Source organism: Sorangium sp. So ce1014, assembly GCF_051521505.1.
Classification (GTDB): domain Bacteria; phylum Myxococcota_A; class Polyangia; order Polyangiales; family Polyangiaceae; genus Sorangium.
The window spans coordinates 4,786,127-4,802,844 of record NZ_CP150356.1; the positions used below are offsets into that span (position 1 = coordinate 4,786,127).

10 protein-coding genes and 1 pseudogene are annotated in these 16,718 nt (G+C 72.5%); 6 read left to right on the top strand and 5 right to left on the bottom strand.

Annotated elements, in window-relative coordinates; genetic code table 11:
• Positions 1-25 precede the first annotated feature (25 nt).
• Complete coding sequence (locus tag WME75_RS18195; protein WP_437492471.1) at positions 26-3,823, bottom strand: TIR domain-containing protein; 3,798 nt, start codon at positions 3,821-3,823, stop codon at positions 26-28.
• Between the two features lie 593 nt (positions 3,824-4,416).
• Here WME75_RS18195 and WME75_RS18200 point away from each other — a divergent pair.
• Positions 4,417-4,671, top strand: a pseudogene (locus tag WME75_RS18200) (AAA family ATPase); the annotation flags it as partial.
• Here WME75_RS18200 and WME75_RS18205 read toward each other — a convergent pair.
• Positions 4,612-4,911, bottom strand: a complete 300-nt coding sequence (locus WME75_RS18205) for a hypothetical protein (RefSeq protein ID WP_437492474.1) — start codon at positions 4,909-4,911, stop codon at positions 4,612-4,614. The pseudogene WME75_RS18200 and the gene WME75_RS18205 sit on opposite strands and share 60 nt — an antisense overlap.
• A gap of 111 nt (positions 4,912-5,022) precedes the next feature.
• Complete coding sequence (locus WME75_RS18210; RefSeq protein ID WP_437492477.1) at positions 5,023-5,520, bottom strand: CBS domain-containing protein; 498 nt, start codon at positions 5,518-5,520, stop codon at positions 5,023-5,025.
• A 610-nt stretch (positions 5,521-6,130) separates the two neighbouring features.
• Here WME75_RS18210 and WME75_RS18215 point away from each other — a divergent pair.
• From WME75_RS18215 to WME75_RS18230, 4 genes are all read left to right on the top strand, one after another.
• Complete coding sequence (locus WME75_RS18215) at positions 6,131-6,952, top strand: hypothetical protein (RefSeq protein WP_437492479.1); 822 nt, start codon at positions 6,131-6,133, stop codon at positions 6,950-6,952.
• Position 6,953: 1 nt separating this feature from the next.
• The gene (locus tag WME75_RS18220; RefSeq protein WP_437492482.1) at positions 6,954-11,093 is read left to right on the top strand and encodes a serine/threonine-protein kinase; all 4,140 of its coding nucleotides are present in this window, start codon (positions 6,954-6,956) and stop codon (positions 11,091-11,093) included.
• Positions 11,094-11,547: 454 nt separating this feature from the next.
• Entirely contained in the window at positions 11,548-12,459 is a 912-nt protein-coding gene (locus tag WME75_RS18225) for an esterase/lipase family protein (RefSeq protein WP_437492485.1), read from the top strand.
• A 16-nt stretch (positions 12,460-12,475) separates the two neighbouring features.
• On the top strand, positions 12,476-13,516 hold the full coding sequence (locus WME75_RS18230; protein ID WP_437492488.1) for a lipase secretion chaperone: 1,041 nt from the start codon (positions 12,476-12,478) through the stop codon (positions 13,514-13,516).
• Positions 13,517-13,595: 79 nt separating this feature from the next.
• Here WME75_RS18230 and WME75_RS18235 read toward each other — a convergent pair whose 3' ends face one another.
• Both WME75_RS18235 and WME75_RS18240 read right to left on the bottom strand, forming a co-directional pair.
• Complete coding sequence (locus WME75_RS18235; RefSeq protein ID WP_437492491.1) at positions 13,596-14,255, bottom strand: hypothetical protein; 660 nt, start codon at positions 14,253-14,255, stop codon at positions 13,596-13,598.
• Between the two features lie 389 nt (positions 14,256-14,644).
• Positions 14,645-16,198, bottom strand: a complete 1,554-nt coding sequence (locus WME75_RS18240) for a GMC family oxidoreductase (protein WP_437492494.1) — start codon at positions 16,196-16,198, stop codon at positions 14,645-14,647.
• A gap of 173 nt (positions 16,199-16,371) precedes the next feature.
• On the opposite strand from WME75_RS18240, the gene WME75_RS18245 reads away from it, so the two are divergent.
• Positions 16,372-16,716, top strand: a complete 345-nt coding sequence (locus tag WME75_RS18245; protein WP_437492497.1) for a molybdopterin oxidoreductase — start codon at positions 16,372-16,374, stop codon at positions 16,714-16,716.
• Positions 16,717-16,718 lie beyond the last annotated feature (2 nt).

Consider the following 16,718-nt stretch of genomic DNA (forward strand, 5'->3'; position numbering starts at 1 on the left):
TCGGCGCCTGCAGCGTCCCGTGAGGTCAGATGTCCTTCGTCCTGCGGGCCTGCACCGCCCCGGCGGCGGCACGGATGCCCTGCACGACGTCGAGCCACGCCTCGTCCTGGTTCGCCCACTGCGTCACCGCTCGGTGGTCGCAAGGGTAAATCTGCAGATCGAGAAGCGGTGAGCCGTACAGGTCCACAGGCCGGATGAGGATCGGGAGGACGTGCGCGCGCCCGGTACGCTGCCGCTCGAGCGCTGCCACGACCTCGCGGTGGCGCAACTCCGAGGCAAACAGGGCGGGGCTCAGCAGCAGGAGGACGATCTCGGCTGCATCCATCTGGCGCTGCACCTCCGCGGCGATCTCCTGACCGGGGGAGACGAGACGGCTGCACCAGCTCATGATGCTGCCCTGCCGCTGCAGGATGGAAAGATGCTTCTCCAGCGCGTCGAGCAGGGGCTCGTCTTCGGGCGCACAGCTGCAGAACAGCTTGACCGGAGCCGATGAACGCTCGGCAGGCTCCCGCGCGGAGACCTCCAGTGTCCACAAGTTTCCATTCTTGTCGCCTGCGAACAGCAGGTCTCTCGCGGCGGTCACGCACAGAAACGCATTGCCACCGTAGGTCGTGCCCACACACGCTCCGGTCGTGAGGTCCCAGAGCCTCAGGCTCTTGTCGAGCGACGCAGAGACGGCGCGCTTGCCGTCCGGCAGCACCGCGCAGGCCCAGACCCGGTCGGTATGCCCCCTCAAGCGGAGGACCTCGCGGCGTTCCGCGATATCCCACAAGATTAGCGTCATATCGAAGGATGCAGAGAGGACACGCGCACCGTCAGGCGTCACCGCGCACGCGACGACCTCGCCGGTGTGGCCCCTCAGGGTGGCGAGCTCGCTGCGCGTCGCAAGATCCCAGATCTTCAATGTCCTGTCGAGCGACGCGGAGATGGCGCGCTTGCCGTCCGGCGTCGCCGCGCAGGCCACGACCGGAGCGCTGTGCCCCGCGAGCACGCCGACCGTTCTTCCCGACGCGACATCCACGAGCTCGAGGGCCGCCAGGCCACTCACGAGCACGAGGTCGCGATCCTCGTCGGCGACGCACGCCAGCATCCAGCCGCCGTGCCCGAGCCGATGCGCGGGGGACGCTGCCCCCGTCGAGACGTCCCAGGCCCGCAGCATCCGGTCCCGCGACATCGAGAGGATCCGCTGCGCGTCGCGTGTGATGGCGCAAGATGTCGCGGCGTCAGTATGTCCGGTGAGGCGCAACAGCTCGCTCCCGGTCTCCGCATCCCAGACCCTCAGCGTCCTGTCGTCGGACGCGGTGACCATGCGTTGCCCCTCCGGCGTGGCGGCGCACGCCCAGATCCAGCTCTCGTGGCCGGCAGGACGCGACGCTTGCATGGCGACCGTGAGATCCCAAACCTTGAGGAGCCGGTCGAGGTATGCGGCGACCAGGCGCCGGCCGTCGGGGGTGATGGCACACGCGCTCACCCAGCTCGCGTGCCCCGTGAGGACGGTGAGCTCTCGGCCTGTGGTGAGATCCCATAGCCGGAGCGTTCTGTCTTCGGATGCCGAGACAACGCACTGGCCATCAGGTGTCATGGCGCACGCGTTGACGCCGGCGTCATGGCCTGAGAGGACGACGACCACGTGGCCGGTCGCGGCATCCCACACCCTGAGCGTCCTGTCTTCCGCCCCGGAGACGATCCGCGCGCCGTCCGGCGTCACCGCGCAGGCCCAGATCGCGCTGTCGTGTCCGGAGAGCGTGGCGAGCTCGGCGCCGGTCGTCATGTCCCATAGCTTGAGGGTGCCGTCCTCGGAGGCGGAGACGACGCGTCGTCCGTCCGGCATCACGGCGCAGGCGCGGACGCCCTCCATGTGGCCCGCGAGCGTGGCGAGCTCGGTGCCGCTGTCGAGGTCCCACACCTTGAGCGTCCTGTCCTCGGAGGCGGAGACGGCGCGCCGCCCGTTCGGCGTCACCGCGCACGCTCTCACCCAGGCGGAATGGCCGGTCAGGGTGAGCAGCTCCTTGCCTGTCACGAGATCCCAGACCTTCAGCGCCCGGTACGATCCGGAGACGGCCCGCTTGCCATCGGGCGCCACGGCGCACGTCGTCACGACATGCTCATGCCCGACCAGCGAGAGCAGGTCCCGGCCTGTCATGAGATCCCAGAGCTTGAGCGTCCTGTCCTCGGATGCGGACAGCACTCGCCGGCCGTCCGGTGTCACCGCGCAGGCCGTCACTCCGTCGGCATGCCCGACGAACGTGCGCTCCACGGCCTCGGCCATCCGTACCGGATGCCGGAGCCGCAGCGCGGGGAGCTGCCCCGCGAAACGTAGCTGGTGCTCGATCTGCTCCTGGGACCAACCGCTGCTCCTCAGGCGGTTGTAGAGGAGGCCGGGCAGCGCCTCCGGCGCCTCGCGCAGCCAGTGCGATTCCGCTCGGATCGCTCGGTACAGCGTATCGATCTCGTGATCCCCGACCATCGAGGCCGCGTGCCGCAGGTCCTCTTCGACCGCGAGGGCCCCGTGCTCTCGGGACTTCGCAACGAGAAAGCCGACGTCGCGACACAGCGCCTCCACCTTGTCGCGACGGTCCGCCGCGATGGCGTGCTCGATCGCGTGTCGCAGCGCATAGCGACGGGTGCCGGGCGCGCCGCCTCTTTGCTGCGGCCAGCGAGCGACTGTCTCCAGCAGACGTGCATGATGCTCTCGCATGGCCCTCGGCCCCAGCTTCCCGGCGATGTAGTCGCGGAAGGATTCGTGGTAGGTGCGGTAGGAAGGCTCAGCGCTCCACGATTCCAGCTCTTCGTGGAGGAACGGGCGCGCGGCAGTCAGAAAGCTCTCTTTCGGGTCGATGCCTGTCCACCCCGCGGCCTCCTCCAGCGACGTGAGCGGGAGCGCTTCCCGCGCTGCGGCCAGCAGGCCCAGGCCAGCGACCACGACATCGAACTGCTCCCGCGGGAGCCGGCGGAGCTCTTCCCAGATCCGCCCCAGAAACCCTTTGAGTCCTTTGGGGAGATGCCACGCCCGCCGCGCCCCGACTGGCTGCTCGGCCAGCCACTCGCGGAGCTTCACGGCGTGCAGGAAGTTCCCCTGAGCTGACGCGACCGCGTCCCCGGTGAGCTCTGGCCCGAGCGGTGGGATGAAGCGCGGCCCGTGGTAGGCCCAGAACGCGCTGCACGCTTCCGCGTTGGACGCAGACCAGACGGGTGCATCGAGGTCGATGCGCCGGAGATGATCGCGTGCCTCGAGCCAGTCGAGGTGCGGATACGTCGGGCGAGACGCGCAGAGGACAAAGACGCCGGGAGGCAGCGTGTGCGGCAGGAACCGAGGCAACGGGTTCATGTCGATCGCCTCGGTCATGGCCTCGTCGAGGCCGTCTACGACCACCGCGAGCCGCGTCCCCGTCGGCGCCAGCACCTCGCGCGACACCCTGTCGAGCAGCCCGAGCAGACGCCCCTCCGGTCGGGCCCTGGAGTCGGCCTGCGCCGGGTGCATCGCCTCGATCTGGGCTGACAACGACTGCGCGACCACCTCCGGCCGATCCCAGTCGGAGACCCCGCGGCGCAGGAAATGATGAGGGGCCTTTTTGCCGAGACGCTCCTGGCGATCGAGCCAGCGCGCCAGGAGCGCGCTCTTGCCCATGCCGGGCCCGCCCGTGATGAGCAGCCATCTCCGCGCCGCTCCACCGCCCAGCATCTGCCGGTCGATCTCCGCGAGCACGTCCTCGCGCGCGAAGAACTGCTCGTGCCGTTCTCGCTCGATCCGGAAGTCGATGACGTCGGTGCGATCCCCCACCACTGCCGGCGTACTAGCAGACAGACCGCTGCGTACGGTCAAAATGTGCTGAGCGGCTCACCGACGGACGACCCTGGCATGGGGGATCGATGCGCCTCCGTGCGGCGGAGCGCGGCGCGTGCTCTGCCGTAGGCAGGAGGGCCTCCAAAATGACACTACGTGTGTCCCGTCGTTTACACGAGGGTCTCCAAAATGACACTACGTGTGTCCCGCCGTTTACAGGAGGGCCTCCAAAATGACACTACGTGTGTCTCACCGTTGGCAGGGCGGGCTCCTGGTGAGCCTCAGCGGCTCGCCGCGTCTTCCCTTCGATGGCGTGCGCGTCCATTTCGTGCTGCCGGCGGGTCGCCAACGGGGCGCGGCGGCTTGTGGTCGAGCTCGCTGGTGACGACGAGCGGCAGCTCCGCCCGGGACCAACCACCAGGCACCCCGTACCAAGTAGCGGAACCCGCACGGCTGGCTCCCCTGGACCCACGCGTAGCGCCCCGGATGCTCCGTGGCCTTGCGGGAGCATCGTCACCTTCAGCTCGCGGTGCAGGAGATCGATCCACAGGGTCAGAACCTCCCGATGTTCCTCATGTCGCTCTCCTCCGAGGAGGAGAGGAGCTTCGCCGCGTTCCGCCGGTCTTACCTCCATGGTGCGCACCGAGCGCCTCCACGCCGAGATCCTCATCAAGGAGAGCGGCGCCGACCGCTTCGTCAACCTTGTGGATGCGGGGTTCGGCTACTCCGAGATCCTGCCGCTCACCGCGACGCTCTGGTCTGCCTGCTTTCGGGGACAGGGCGCTGGAGACGTGCCGACAACCATGCTCGCGATCGAGCAGCCCGAGCTACACCTGCACCCGGCACATCAGGCGAGGCTCGCCGACATGATCGTCGGCGCCCTCCTGGAGAGCCGGAAGGCTGGCCGCGAGATCAAGCTGATGATCGAGACGCACAGCGCGGCGCTCGAGGGCCAGCACATCGTCGCCATCGCTCCCGAAGACATCGAAGCCTTCGCACCCATGCTCCGACGGCTCTCTCGACGCGAGAGGAGCACACTTGAGCGCATTCGCGGCACATCGCTGGAGCTCTTGAGCCTGAAGAAGCGGCGTCCGCGAGAGGTCGCGCGACTCTTCGACCTGCCACAAGGCCCGAAGCTCGCGCAACTCGCTGGCGAGGTCGTCGCCTGGGGATGCGCGTCGCCGGAGATGTTGACCCAGGCTCTGGGGTCCGCGGCGGCTCCGGCAACGCGCCCAGCGTCAGGCGGAGGCCGGCGGGAGCGGCAGCACCCGCTCCACGAGGTAGCGCAGGATGTCCTGTGGCGTGATGATCCCGACGAGCCGCCCCTCGCGCACGACCGGCAGATGGTGGATCCGGTTCTCGCGCAGCAGGGTCATCACCTCGTCGGTGGGCATGAACTCGTCCACGCAGATGGGCGGGGTGCTCATCACGTCCGCGGCCGTCATGCCCTCGTACTCCTTGCGCAGAAGCACGCCCAGGAGATCCGTCTCGCTGACGAACCCGACGATGCGGTGGCCCTCGTCGATGACCGGCGCGCCGCTCAGGTGATGCTTCGCGAACAGCTGCAGCATGTCGGTGACCGGCGTGCCCTGCTCCAGAGCGATCACGCGCTCGGTCATCAGATTGCGCGCATGGCCCTTCATGGTCTGCGGCATGTAATGATCAAGGCGCAGCGGCGTCAAGGGCGCAGCGACGCACCGCGCCGAGCAGTCCGTCCAGCCGCCGTTCGTCCCCACCGCCCCTCCATCGGGCAAACGCCGCAGAGAGCAGCGCGCGCCCCGGCCCGGACGAGCTCAGCGCGGCCCTCCCGACCGACCCCGCAACCCGGCGGGCCGACCGCGCGGCCCTCCCGGCCGACCCCCCGGGCCGGCAGAGAGCCGCTATCGACCCCCGACGACGCCAGCGCGGCGAACACCCCCGTACGCCGCCCGGCAGGAGGGTGGCTGTCAGCGACAGGACGCCGCCGCGCCGCTCATCGCGGCTACGTCGCCCCTCGCGCCTCCGTCCCCGGTACCAGCATCGCTGTTCTTGATACCGTGGACAGAGCGGGAGTCTCGCGCCGACAGCGCCGACAGAGCGATCGCGCCGCGACACAAAAAAAGAGCATATTGCGTGCGCGTCGGTCTTTGCCGCGCGATTCATCAATGACATCTTTCCATGCGTTGCTGTAGCGGAGATGACCGACATCGGCCGCTCCGGCCTTGTTGGCTTCTTCGCGGCTCGTGCACTGAAACAAGATCTACGTACCGGCGTTCGATGCGAGCACCCGTGGCCCGCGTCGCGGCGCCGGTCGTTTCGGGAGCTCACGGGCGACGAGCTCATGGGCATCCCAGGGGGGCATTCACCATGGAGCATTCGCCGAAGCTGGCTTCACTTGTCCTGGCCGTCGCCGCGCTGTTCACAGGCGCATGCGCGGCCCCGCTCGACCCGGAGGCCGAGGCCGCGGACGACGCCGCGTCCCAGCCCGTCCGGTCGCACAACGCGCTGACGTCGAACGCGCTGACGTCGAACGCGCTCACGACCGAGGCGCTGACATCGAACGCGCTGACGTCGAACGCGCTCACGGGCCAGGCGCTCTCGGACAACCCGCTCACGGCCGAGGCGCTCCGCGACCCGTCCGCACGCACCGTGCTGCGGTACATCGCGAGCTGCGCGCTGCCAGCAGGCGAGCGCCTCACCGTCGCGCTCGACGACGACGAGCTCTCCTTCCCGGGAGAGCTCGGCCTCGCGCCGGGCTGGGGCCAGGAGGGCGGCTCCTGCGACGGCGCGTGCCGGACCTGGGTCAGCGGCTGCGTCCTCGCCCGCGTCAACTACCTCGGACAGAAGGTGAGCCTCTCCCTCCGCGGCGATCGCGCGGAGCTCCGCGCCGACAAGGTCGAGCGCTCCGCGTACCCCAGGCGGGAGGCGACGTACTACGGCGACATCTTCGCGGAGGTGCCCCGCTACCACGCATGCCTTCCGCCGGAGGCCTCCGCCATCCCCCGCGTCTGCGGGCCGTCGCTCGAGACATGCGCGATCGAGGTCGCCGGCTCGTGCGACAGCCTGTGCGACACGCCGAGGGGCGACGGCAGCTTCCCGAACTGCCGCGGCAAGGTCCGCGGCCGCTCGGGCAAGCTCATCGTCGAGAAGATGCCGCACCCGGGCTCGGTCACCGCGTTCCTGCGCTGACGTGGGCCACGCGGAGATCATCGCGGGGCGCTTCGTCATCGAAGGAGAGGCCGCCGCGGGCGGGATGGGCACCGTCTACAAGGCGCACGACCGCCTCGGCGGCGCTTCGGTCGCCCTCAAGATCGTCCGCCTGAGGAGCGCGATCCAGGTCGAGCGGTTCGAGCGGGAGGCCGCCCTCCTCGCCGCCCTCGTCCATCCGGGCATCGTGCGCTACATCGCGCACGGCAGCACGCCGGAAGGCGACCGCTACCTCGCCATGGAATGGCTCGACGGCGAGGACCTCGCCGCGCGCCTCACCCGCCGCTTCCTGCCCGCGAGCGAGGGGCTCTCGCTCGTGCGTCGGGCCGCCGACGCCCTCGCGTTCGCGCACGCGCGCGGTATCGTCCACCGCGACATCAAGCCGAGCAACCTCTTCCTCCCCGGGGGCGACGCCGGGCGGGTCAAGCTCGTCGACTTCGGCATCGCGCGGCCCAGCGCCGACGCGGGGCGCGTGACCGTCACCGGCGGCGTCCTCGGCACGCCCGGGTACATGGCCCCGGAGCAGGTCGAGGCCAGGGGCGCGCCCGATCCGCGCAGCGACGTGTTCTCCCTCGGGTGCGTCCTGTTCGAGTGCCTCACCGGCCAGCCCGCCTTCGCAGGCGCGAGCCCGATGGCCGCGCTCAGCAAGATGCTCCTCCTGGATCCGCCCCGCCTCCGCGATCTGCGCGCGGACGCGCCCGCGCCGCTCGACGAGCTCGTCGCGCGCATGCTGTCCAGGCTGCCCGGCGATCGCCCGCGCGACGGCGCCGAGGTCGCGGCGGAGCTCGACCGGATCGTCGCGATGGATGGCGCGTGGACCGCGCCGCCCGACGCGCCGACGCTCTCGGGGAGCGAGCCGCCCGGCGCGTCGACGCTCGCGGGGGGGAGCGCGCCGGCCCGCGGCCCCGGCCCGCGCGAGCGCGTCGCCCTCACGCTGGACGAGCAGCGCGTCGTGAGCCTCATCTTCCTCGGCGAGGCCGACCACGGCGCGGCCCTGGCGCCGCGGCTGGCCGCGGAGGTCCCGGGCTCGCCGCCGCCCCGCTCGGCCGGCTCGCCGCCGCCCGCGTCGACCAGCTCGCCGCCGCCCGCGTCCACCTCGCGCGCCGCCGAGCTCCGCGCGCTCGTCGACCTCCACGGCGGCCGGCTCACGCAGCTCGTCCCGGGCGTCGACCTCGTCATGATGTCAGGCCCCGGCAGCGCGGTGGATCGCGCCGAGCGCGCCGCCCAGTGCGCGCTCGCCCTCCGCGCCGAGCTGCCCGACGCACCGCTCTGCGTCATCACGGGGCGGGGCGTCTTCTCCGCGGGCCTCGCCGAGGGCGACGCCATCGACCGCGGCCTCGCCGAGCTCCGCGCCGCGCCCACCGGCGCCGTGCGCCTCGACAGCGCGACCGCCGACATGCTCGGGCCGCGCTTCGTCGTCGCGCGCGGGGTCCACTCGACGACCCCCGCCCCCTCGGCACCGGGCGAGCCGCTCGTCCTCTCCGGCGAGCGCGCCGTCGACGAGATCGCCCCCGCGCTGCTCGGGAAGCGCACGCCCTGCGTCGGCCGCGCCCGCGAGCTCTCCATGCTCCACGGCGTGCTCTCCGGCTGCATCTCCGAGTCGCTCGCGAGCGCCGTGCTCGTCCTCGGGCCGCCCGGCGCCGGCAAATCCCGGCTCCGCCTGGAGCTCTTCGCCGCCCTGCGGCAGCGCGACGAGCCGGTCGAGATCCTCTGGGGCCGCGCCGACTCGGGCTCCCCCGGCTCGCCGTTCGGCATGGTCGCCGACGTGCTCTGCCGGGCCGCCGGTCTCCGCGCGCGCGACCCGGCGTCGGCGCGGCACCGCAAGCTGAAGCAGCGGCTCGGGCGCCACCTCGGCGGCCCGACGCTCGAGCGCGCGGCGGCGTTCCTCGGCGAGATCGCCGGCGCGCCGTCGCCGGAGCACGCCCGGTTGCTGCGCGTCGCGCGTCAGAGCGCGGCCGGCGTGAGCGACGGCGTGGGGGCCGCGTGGGAGGACTGGCTCGCGGCCGAGTGCGCCGCGCGCCCGGTGCTCGTCGCGCTGGAGGACCTGCACTGGGGCGACGCCGCCACCGTGCGCCTGCTCGACGCGACCCTCCGGAACCTCCGCGAGCTGCCGCTCATGCTGCTCGCGCTCGCGCGCCCCGACGTCCACCGGCAGTTCCCGAGCCTGTGGGCCGAGCGCGAGGTGCAGACGATCAAGCTCGGCCCGCTGGCGCGCCGCGCGAGCGCGGAGCTCGTGCGCGCCGCGCTCGGCGCGTCCGTGGCCGAGGGCGTGGTGGCGCACCTCGTCGAGCGCGCCGGCGGCAACCCGTTCTACCTGGAAGAGCTCATCCGGGCGGTCGCGAGCGGCAAGGGCGAGCTCCTGCCCGACTCGGTGCTCGGCACGGTCGAGGCGCGGCTCGACGCCGAGGGCAACGAGGGCAAGCGCGTGCTCCGGGCGGCCAGCATCTTCGGCGATCGCTTCTCGAAGCGCGGCGTCGCGGCGCTGCTCGGCGGCGAGGGGCACCTCGCCGACGTGGAGGCCTGGCTCAGGGCGCTCGCCGACCGCGAGCTCGTCGCGCCGGCCTCCGGGTCGGGGAGCCTCACCGACGCCGCCGACTACGTCTTCCGCCACACGCTCGTCCGTGAGGCCGCCTACGCCATGCTGACGGAGCCCGATCGCGCGCTCGGCCACCGGCTCGCGGGCGCGTGGATCGAGCGGGGCGCCTCCGCGGATCCGAGGGTCGTGGCCGAGCACTTCCGCCGGGGCGGAGAGCCCGGCCGCGCGGTGCGCTGGTACCGGCGCGCGGCCGAGCAGTCGCTCGAGGCGAACGACCTGCGCGCCGCGCTCGAGCGCGCCAACTGGGGCGAGGCGTGCGGCGCCGAGGGCGAGGACCTCGGCGCGCTCCGGCTTGTCGCGGCGGAGGTCAAGGTCTGGGAGGGCGACCTCGCCGCCGCCGAGGCGCTGGGCGCGTCCGCGGCCGAGCTGCTCCCCGCCGGCTCCCCCGGGTGGTTCCGGGCCGTCACCCAGATCGCCGCCGCGGCGGGGAAGCTCGGCGCCGTCGACCGCGTGGCGGGGTGGGCCGCCGTCGCCGAGGGGCTGTCCGTGGCGAGCAATCCGGCCGCGTCGCCGCCCTCCAGCGCGCTCGCCTCGCCGCCCCCCAGCGCGCTCGCGTCGCCGCCCTCCGCGTCGCCGCCCTCCGGCGCGGCCGCGCTGCGGCGCGCGCGGATCGCGTGCTTCTGCGAGTGCGGCGCGCAGCTCGTCTTCGGCGGCCGCTACGCCGAGGCCGACGCCCTGCTCGCGCGCATCGACGAGGACCTCCGCGCGCTCCCGCCGCCGGACGCCGAGCTCGTCGCGATGGCGCAGCAGCTCCGCGCGATCCGCGCCTCGGCCGGCGGCGACCCCGAGGCGTGCCTCGAGGGCCTGGAGGCGGCGCTCGCGGCCTTCGAGCAGGCCGGGGACAGGCGCAGCGCGTGCGTGATCGGCGCGAACCTCGGCTTCATCTACGCGGAGCTCGGCGAGCTCGGGGCGGCCGAGTCCGTCCTGCGCGCCGCCCAGGAGGCCGCCGATCGGATGGGGCTGCGCGAGCTCGCCACCGTGGCGTTGCACAACCTCGGCCACGTGCTCGGGCAGCTCGGCAGGCTCGATGAGGCGCTCTTCGTCGAGCGGCGCGCGGTGGAGGCGTTCCAGCTGCGGGGCGACCTCCGCATGGAGGGCGTGGCGCGGACCTACCTCGCGAAGATCGCGCTGCTCTCGGGCGACGCCGCGACGGCCGAGCGGGAGGCGAGCGCCGCCGAGGCGGCGCTGCACGTGGCCCCGCGGCTGCGCGCGCCCGCCGTGGCGGTGCGCGCGCGCGCGCTGCTCGCCGGCGGAAAGGTCGCGGCGGCGCTCGACGCGGCGCGGGAGGCGTTCGGCGAGCTCGCGGCGCTCGGCTCCCTGGAAGAGGGCGAGTCGCTCGTGCGGCTCGCGTACGCCGAGGCGCTCGCGGCGTCCGGCGCCCACGGCGAGGCGGCCGCCGTGCTCGCCGAGGCCAGGGAGAGCCTGCTCGCGCGGGCCCGGCGGATCGCAGACCCACGGCGGCGCGAGCGGTTCCTGACCGCGGTGCCGGAGAACGCGCGCATCGTCCTGGGCGCCGCAGCGACGTAGTCCTGGGCGCCGCAGCGAGCTGGCCGGCCCGAGGGGTGCATGCCGCCTCCGCCTCGCCCGCCCGTGCGCAGCCGCTTCCCGGGCGACTCGGCGCGACAGGGACGGTTTGACGCCGCCGCGCTGATGGCCTGTCGCGCCGCCTGGACCAACGTGAGCCCTGCGAGGGAGGTCACCGGCCTGCCGATTGTCCAGGATGAGCGAGGTGCTTGTTGCGCTGAAAGCCTGTGAGTTCTTCTTGATTCGAATTAAAAAAATACTCTATCAGAGGTGACAGGTGATCAGACGAGCTCATTCCTCCAACACGCGCGCTGTACTACCTACCACCGTCACACCTGCTCGAAATCAGCAGAGAGTCGAGAGAAAACGAGGGGTTGGGTGCCGAATGTGGATTGACGCATTGCGCTGTACGGCGGGAGCTGCCGTTGTGCTGCTCTCGCAAGGATGCGTCGCGTCGATGGATGAGGCGATTGACGCGGAGCGCGCCGAGGTCGGCGAGGCGGCGCTGGCGTTGAAGAGCTATGCAAAGACGCAGTATCCGATCGTGCTCTGTCACGGGATGGCCGGCTTCAAGGCGATGTTCGGTGTGGTCGACTACTTCGGTGGGGTCGCCTCGACGCTGCGCTCCGGCGGGGCGGAGGTGTATGCCACCGCGGTGCCGCAGTTCGACAGCACCGAGGCGCGCGGGGAGGCGCTGCTCGCGCAGGTCGAGGATATCGCCGCGCGCACCGGGAGCGGGAAGGTGAACCTGATCGGGCACAGCCATGGAGGGCTCGACGTCCGGTATGTCGCCGCGGTGCGGCCGGATCTCGTCGCCTCGGTGACCACGATCGGGGCGCCGCACCAGGGGGCCGAGCTCGCCAGCTATCTCCAGGAGAACCTGCGCGACGGCGGGCTCGCCCAGGGGGCGCTCTCGTTCCTCGCCAACAGCCTCGGCTCGGTGCTCAGCCTGCTCACCGGGCGCTCGACGCCGCAGGACTCGATCGCCGCCGTGAGGTCGCTCTCCGCGGAGGGGATGCGCGAGTTCAACGCGCTTTATCCGGCCGGGCTGCCCGACGGCCGGTGCGGCGAGGGCCCCGCCGAGGAGAACGGCGTGCGCTTCTTCTCGTGGTCCGGGACGGGGATCGTCACGAGCCTCCTCGATCCGACCGACCTGTCGCTCGGGCTCATCTCCAAGCTGTACTCGGAGTCGAACGACGGGATGGTGGGCAGGTGCAGCTCCCACCTGGGAGAGGTGGTCCGCGACGACTACGGGATGAACCACCTCGACGAGGTGAATCAGCTCTTCGGGTTCATCAACATCTCTGGCCCGAACCCGAAATCCGTGTTCCGGGCGCACGCGAGCCGCCTGAAGAACGTCGGTCTCTGAGCCGGCGAGGGCCCTCATGGAGCGTCGTGGAAGGAACATTCTCCTCGCGGCGATGGCGCTCGCCGCGCTGCTCGGCGCCGGGCAGCTCGCCTCGCGGGAGCGGCCCAGGCCGTCCGCGCCGAGCGCCCGATCGAGCGGGCTGGCCGCGCGCCGCTGGCGGACGGAAGCGCTGCCGGCGCTGTCGACGGCGCCGGCCCCCGCGCGCCTCCGGCAGGCGCTGTCGGTCGCGCCGCCCGCCGTGGCGCCGCGGCGGGCCGCAGCGCCCTCGCTTCGCGGCACCGACGTCGACGGCGCGGTGCTCGTCGACGCGAACGGCGATCTGATCGTCGGCCCCGAGCTCCTTTCGCTGTTCGACTACTTCCTGAGCGCGACCGGCGAGGAGCCGGCGGCGGCGATCAAGGCCCGCATCGTGGCGGCGATCCGGGAGCGCGCCACGGGCCGCGCGGCGGAGCAGGCGATCGCGCTGCTCGACCGGTACCTCGGCTACCGCGAGGCGGCCGGCGCGGCGCGCGTCGCGCAGGCGGCCGACCCGGCGGAGCGGCTCGCCGCGCTGCGCGAGATCCGGCGAGAGCAGCTCGGCGCGGAGGTCGCGGCGCAGCTGTTCGGCGACGAGGAGCGGGAGGGGGAGGCGGCGATCGATACGTCCCGCCTCCTCGCGGACGCGACGCTCTCACCCGAGGAGCGCGACGCGCGGATCGCGGAGGTCGAGGCGGCGCTGCCCGAGCACCTCCGCGAGGCGCGGGAGGCGGCGGTGCGCCCGCTCGTCCAGCAGGCCGAGGAGCAGGCGCTCCGCGACGCGGGCGCCTCGGACGAGGAGCTGCACGCGCACCGGGTCGCGACCGTGGGCCCCGAGGCCGCCGACCGGCTCGCGGAGCTCGACCGGCAGCGGGCGGCGTGGCAGCAGCGCCTCGACGCGTTCGCCGACGCGCGCGCGGCGATCGCGGCGACCGAGGCCGATCCGGAAGCGCGGCGCGCCGCCGAGGAGGCGCTGCTCGCGCGCGCGTTCACGCCGGAGGAGCGGCTGCGCGTGCGGGCGATCCTGGGCGCCGCGCCGTGACCCGCGCGCCTGTGCGGCGCGAGTCCGGCGCGGCGAGGTGCGTCCCGCGATCGGGCCCTCTGGCGCCATCGAGCCGTGGCTACATCGAGCCGTAGATCGAGAGCCCGAGCCCGTCGGCGGTGACGATCGGCGCTGCGCCCATCTGGAGCACGCGGCCGCGCTGCACCGGCACGCGCACCTGCCGCGGCAAGGCGACGCCGCCGAGCAGCATCCCGAGACCGACGGCCTGACCGGCGCCCAGGACGGAGAGGCCGACCGCGCCGGCCGCCGAGTGCCGCCCCGTGCCGAGGTGGATCCAGGGGCCGGCCACGGGGATGAGCAGCGAGGTGGGGCTGGGCGCGATCCTGCCGCGTTGCGGGACGAGGGAGCAGGCGCACTTGGTGCACTGGGGGACGAGGCGGGCCTCCCGCCGCTCGAGCGAGAGGGCGGCGCCGTAGAGGGCCGACGCGGTCCAGAAGCCGCCCAGCGTGGACGCACCCGCGATGATCCAGCGCCTCCTCTCGGGATTCGCGACGTAGGTGGTGGCGGCGGCGCTCTGCTGTGTGGTGATCGCGGCCCGCTGCGGCCCGAGGCGGCCTTGCGCCGAGGCCTGAGGCGAGACGACCTGTATGGCGTCGCCCGCGGAAGCGCTGGAGATGCCGAGACAGACGCCGAGCCCGAGAAGCCCGGCGAGCCCCGCGACGACGCCTCTCCCTCCAGTTGACCTACAGCTGTTTCTCCCCATCTTCGAAGTCCGCATGAGCCCCTCCCGGTGCCATGAAACGCACCTGCGCTGGAGAGAGCAAGCCCCGGGCCCTCTGGAGATGCCTGGAGCACAGGTCGGCTCCAAAGCCCGAGATCCGAGCCGCGGAGGCACAGAGAGCACAGAGGGCAAGGAGAGCACAGAGGCTCTCTGCGATTCTCGCCGAGTCCTCTGCGCCGCCGGGATTCCTCTTCCTGGAGGGGAGACGCCGGGTCCTGCGTCGGTAATGCTCAAAATTGAACATGAAGGCGGGAAGGCGGGAAGATCATTGACGATTTTCTTCCCGCCTTCCCGCCTTCATGTTCAAATGATCCCACCCTCCGGTAGCCGAACTGCAGCTGACGCGCTCGCGCAAGCTCGATGGTCACCTGGCCGAGGACGACAGGCTACACAGCGCCTTCGCGGAGCCACTCGCCGAACCGCTCGCCGATCATCAGCGCGGTCAGGTTCGTGTTCACGCTCGGGATGGTCGGCATGATGCTCGCGTCCGCGACGATCAGCCCCTCGACGCCGCGGACGCGCCCGCGCCCGTCGACCGCCGCCGCCGGGTCCCCCTCGGGCCCCATCGGGGCCGTCCCGCACGGGTGGTAGCCCGAGCCGCAGCTCCGGTAGATCCACCGCTCGAGCGCCTCGCGCCGCATCAGCGTGCGCTCCGTCGGCCAGAGAAACCAGCCGAGCTCGCGCATCGGCGCGGTGCGGGCGACCTCGTACGCGAGCTGCATCGCGTCGACCGCGCGCGCCAGGTCGTCGCGGTCGACGAGCATGTTCGAGACGATGCGCGGCCGCGCGTGGGGATCGGCGCTCAGGTGCTCGATGCGGCCGACGCCGCGCGGCTTGCCGATGCAGCACGCGATGGCGAACGCCGGGATCGTGAAGCGCGGGTGCAGCGGGAAGAAGGAGCCCGGCTGGAGCTGCATGTCGTTCGGGTACGGGCTGCCGCGCGACGTGTAGCGGAGCACCGTCTGGACGAGCGGCTGGCGCAGGACGTCGATCAGCCCGCGGCGGCGCGGCCACAGGCCGATGGCCGCCCCCGGATGATCGAGCAGCCGCGCCCCCACCGCGGGCACGTCGGACACGGGCGTGACCCCGAGGCGCGCGAGCTCTGCCCGCGGCCCGATCCCGCTGCGCAGGAGGATCCCGGGCGTCGCGATCGCGCCCGCGCTCAGCACCACCTTCCGCGTCGCGACGACCTCGACGCGCCCGTCGGTCTCGATCTCGACCCCCTCGACCCGGCGGTTCCGCACAAGCACCCGCCGCACCGTCGTGCGCGGCCGGAGCCGCAGGTTCTCCCGCCGGCGCACCTCGGCGGTCAGGTAGCAGCGCGCCGCGCTCATGCGCTGGCCGTCGATCTTGTTCATCGCGTGCGGCCCGACGCCGCCGGGCGCGCGCGGATCGTTCGTGTCCGCGCACTCCGGGTGGCCGAGCTCCTTGCACCCGTCGACGAACGCCGCCTGCCACGGCACGAGCTCCTCGCGCCGCGCGCGGCGGATCGGCACCGGGCCGCCCTGGCCGTGCCAGGGCTCGCCGAGGTCGCGGTCGTCCTCGAGGCGCTTGAAATAGGGGAGGCAAGCGTCGAAGCCCCACTCGGGCAGGCCGAGCGCGGCCCACTCGTCGTAGTCGTACGGCTGGCCGCGGAGCGCGATGCACGTGTTCACGGCCGACGAGCCGCCGACCACCTTGCCGCGCGGGAAGAGGAACATGATCTGCCCGGGCGTCGGCCGGTGGCGGTAGCCCCAGTCGTGCGCGAGCCACGAGTTGCGGGTGCCGTCCCGCAGGTCGGCGGGCAGGTCCGCCGGGTCCGGGTAGTCCGGGCCCGCCTCGAGCAGCAGGACCTCGCGATCCGCGCGCTCCGTGACGCGCGCCGCGATCACGGCGCCCGCCGAGCCGGCCCCGACCACGACGAGCTCTGCGGCGCTGCCAGGGCGGGACGAAGAGGACAACGACGTTCGAAACACCTTGGAAACTCGACCTACACGGGATCGCGTCGCCCGGCAACGTGCCCTCGAAACTGGGTGCGTTGTAGGACTGTCGTGCAGTTGCATCGCGTCCCACGCGGCGCGCGCCGACCCGACGGCGGAGCGCGCCCGTCTGCCCATTCGCCCGGGAGGCCACATTGGAAACACCGAGGTTCATACAGGGTGTCTACGCGTTCGAGGGGCAGGGCCTGGAGCAGCCGGTCCCCCTTCGTCCCGCGATCGGGTACACCGTCCCGCGAGACAAGCGCGCGCAGCTCATCTACCTGCGCGCGGGCAACTCCACGTCCGAGCTCATCTACCTGCTCCTCAAGCGCGACGGCCAGCCGATGCGCTACTTCCCGATCGGCGCCAGAGGCGCCATCCACGTGCCGCTCGTCATCATCGAGGACATCCACCCCGAGAGCGCGCTGGAGCTGTCCGTGGGCGCGCCCGAGGGCGTGCGCGGCCTCGCGACGATCGACATCGGCCTGGCGGAGATCTGAGC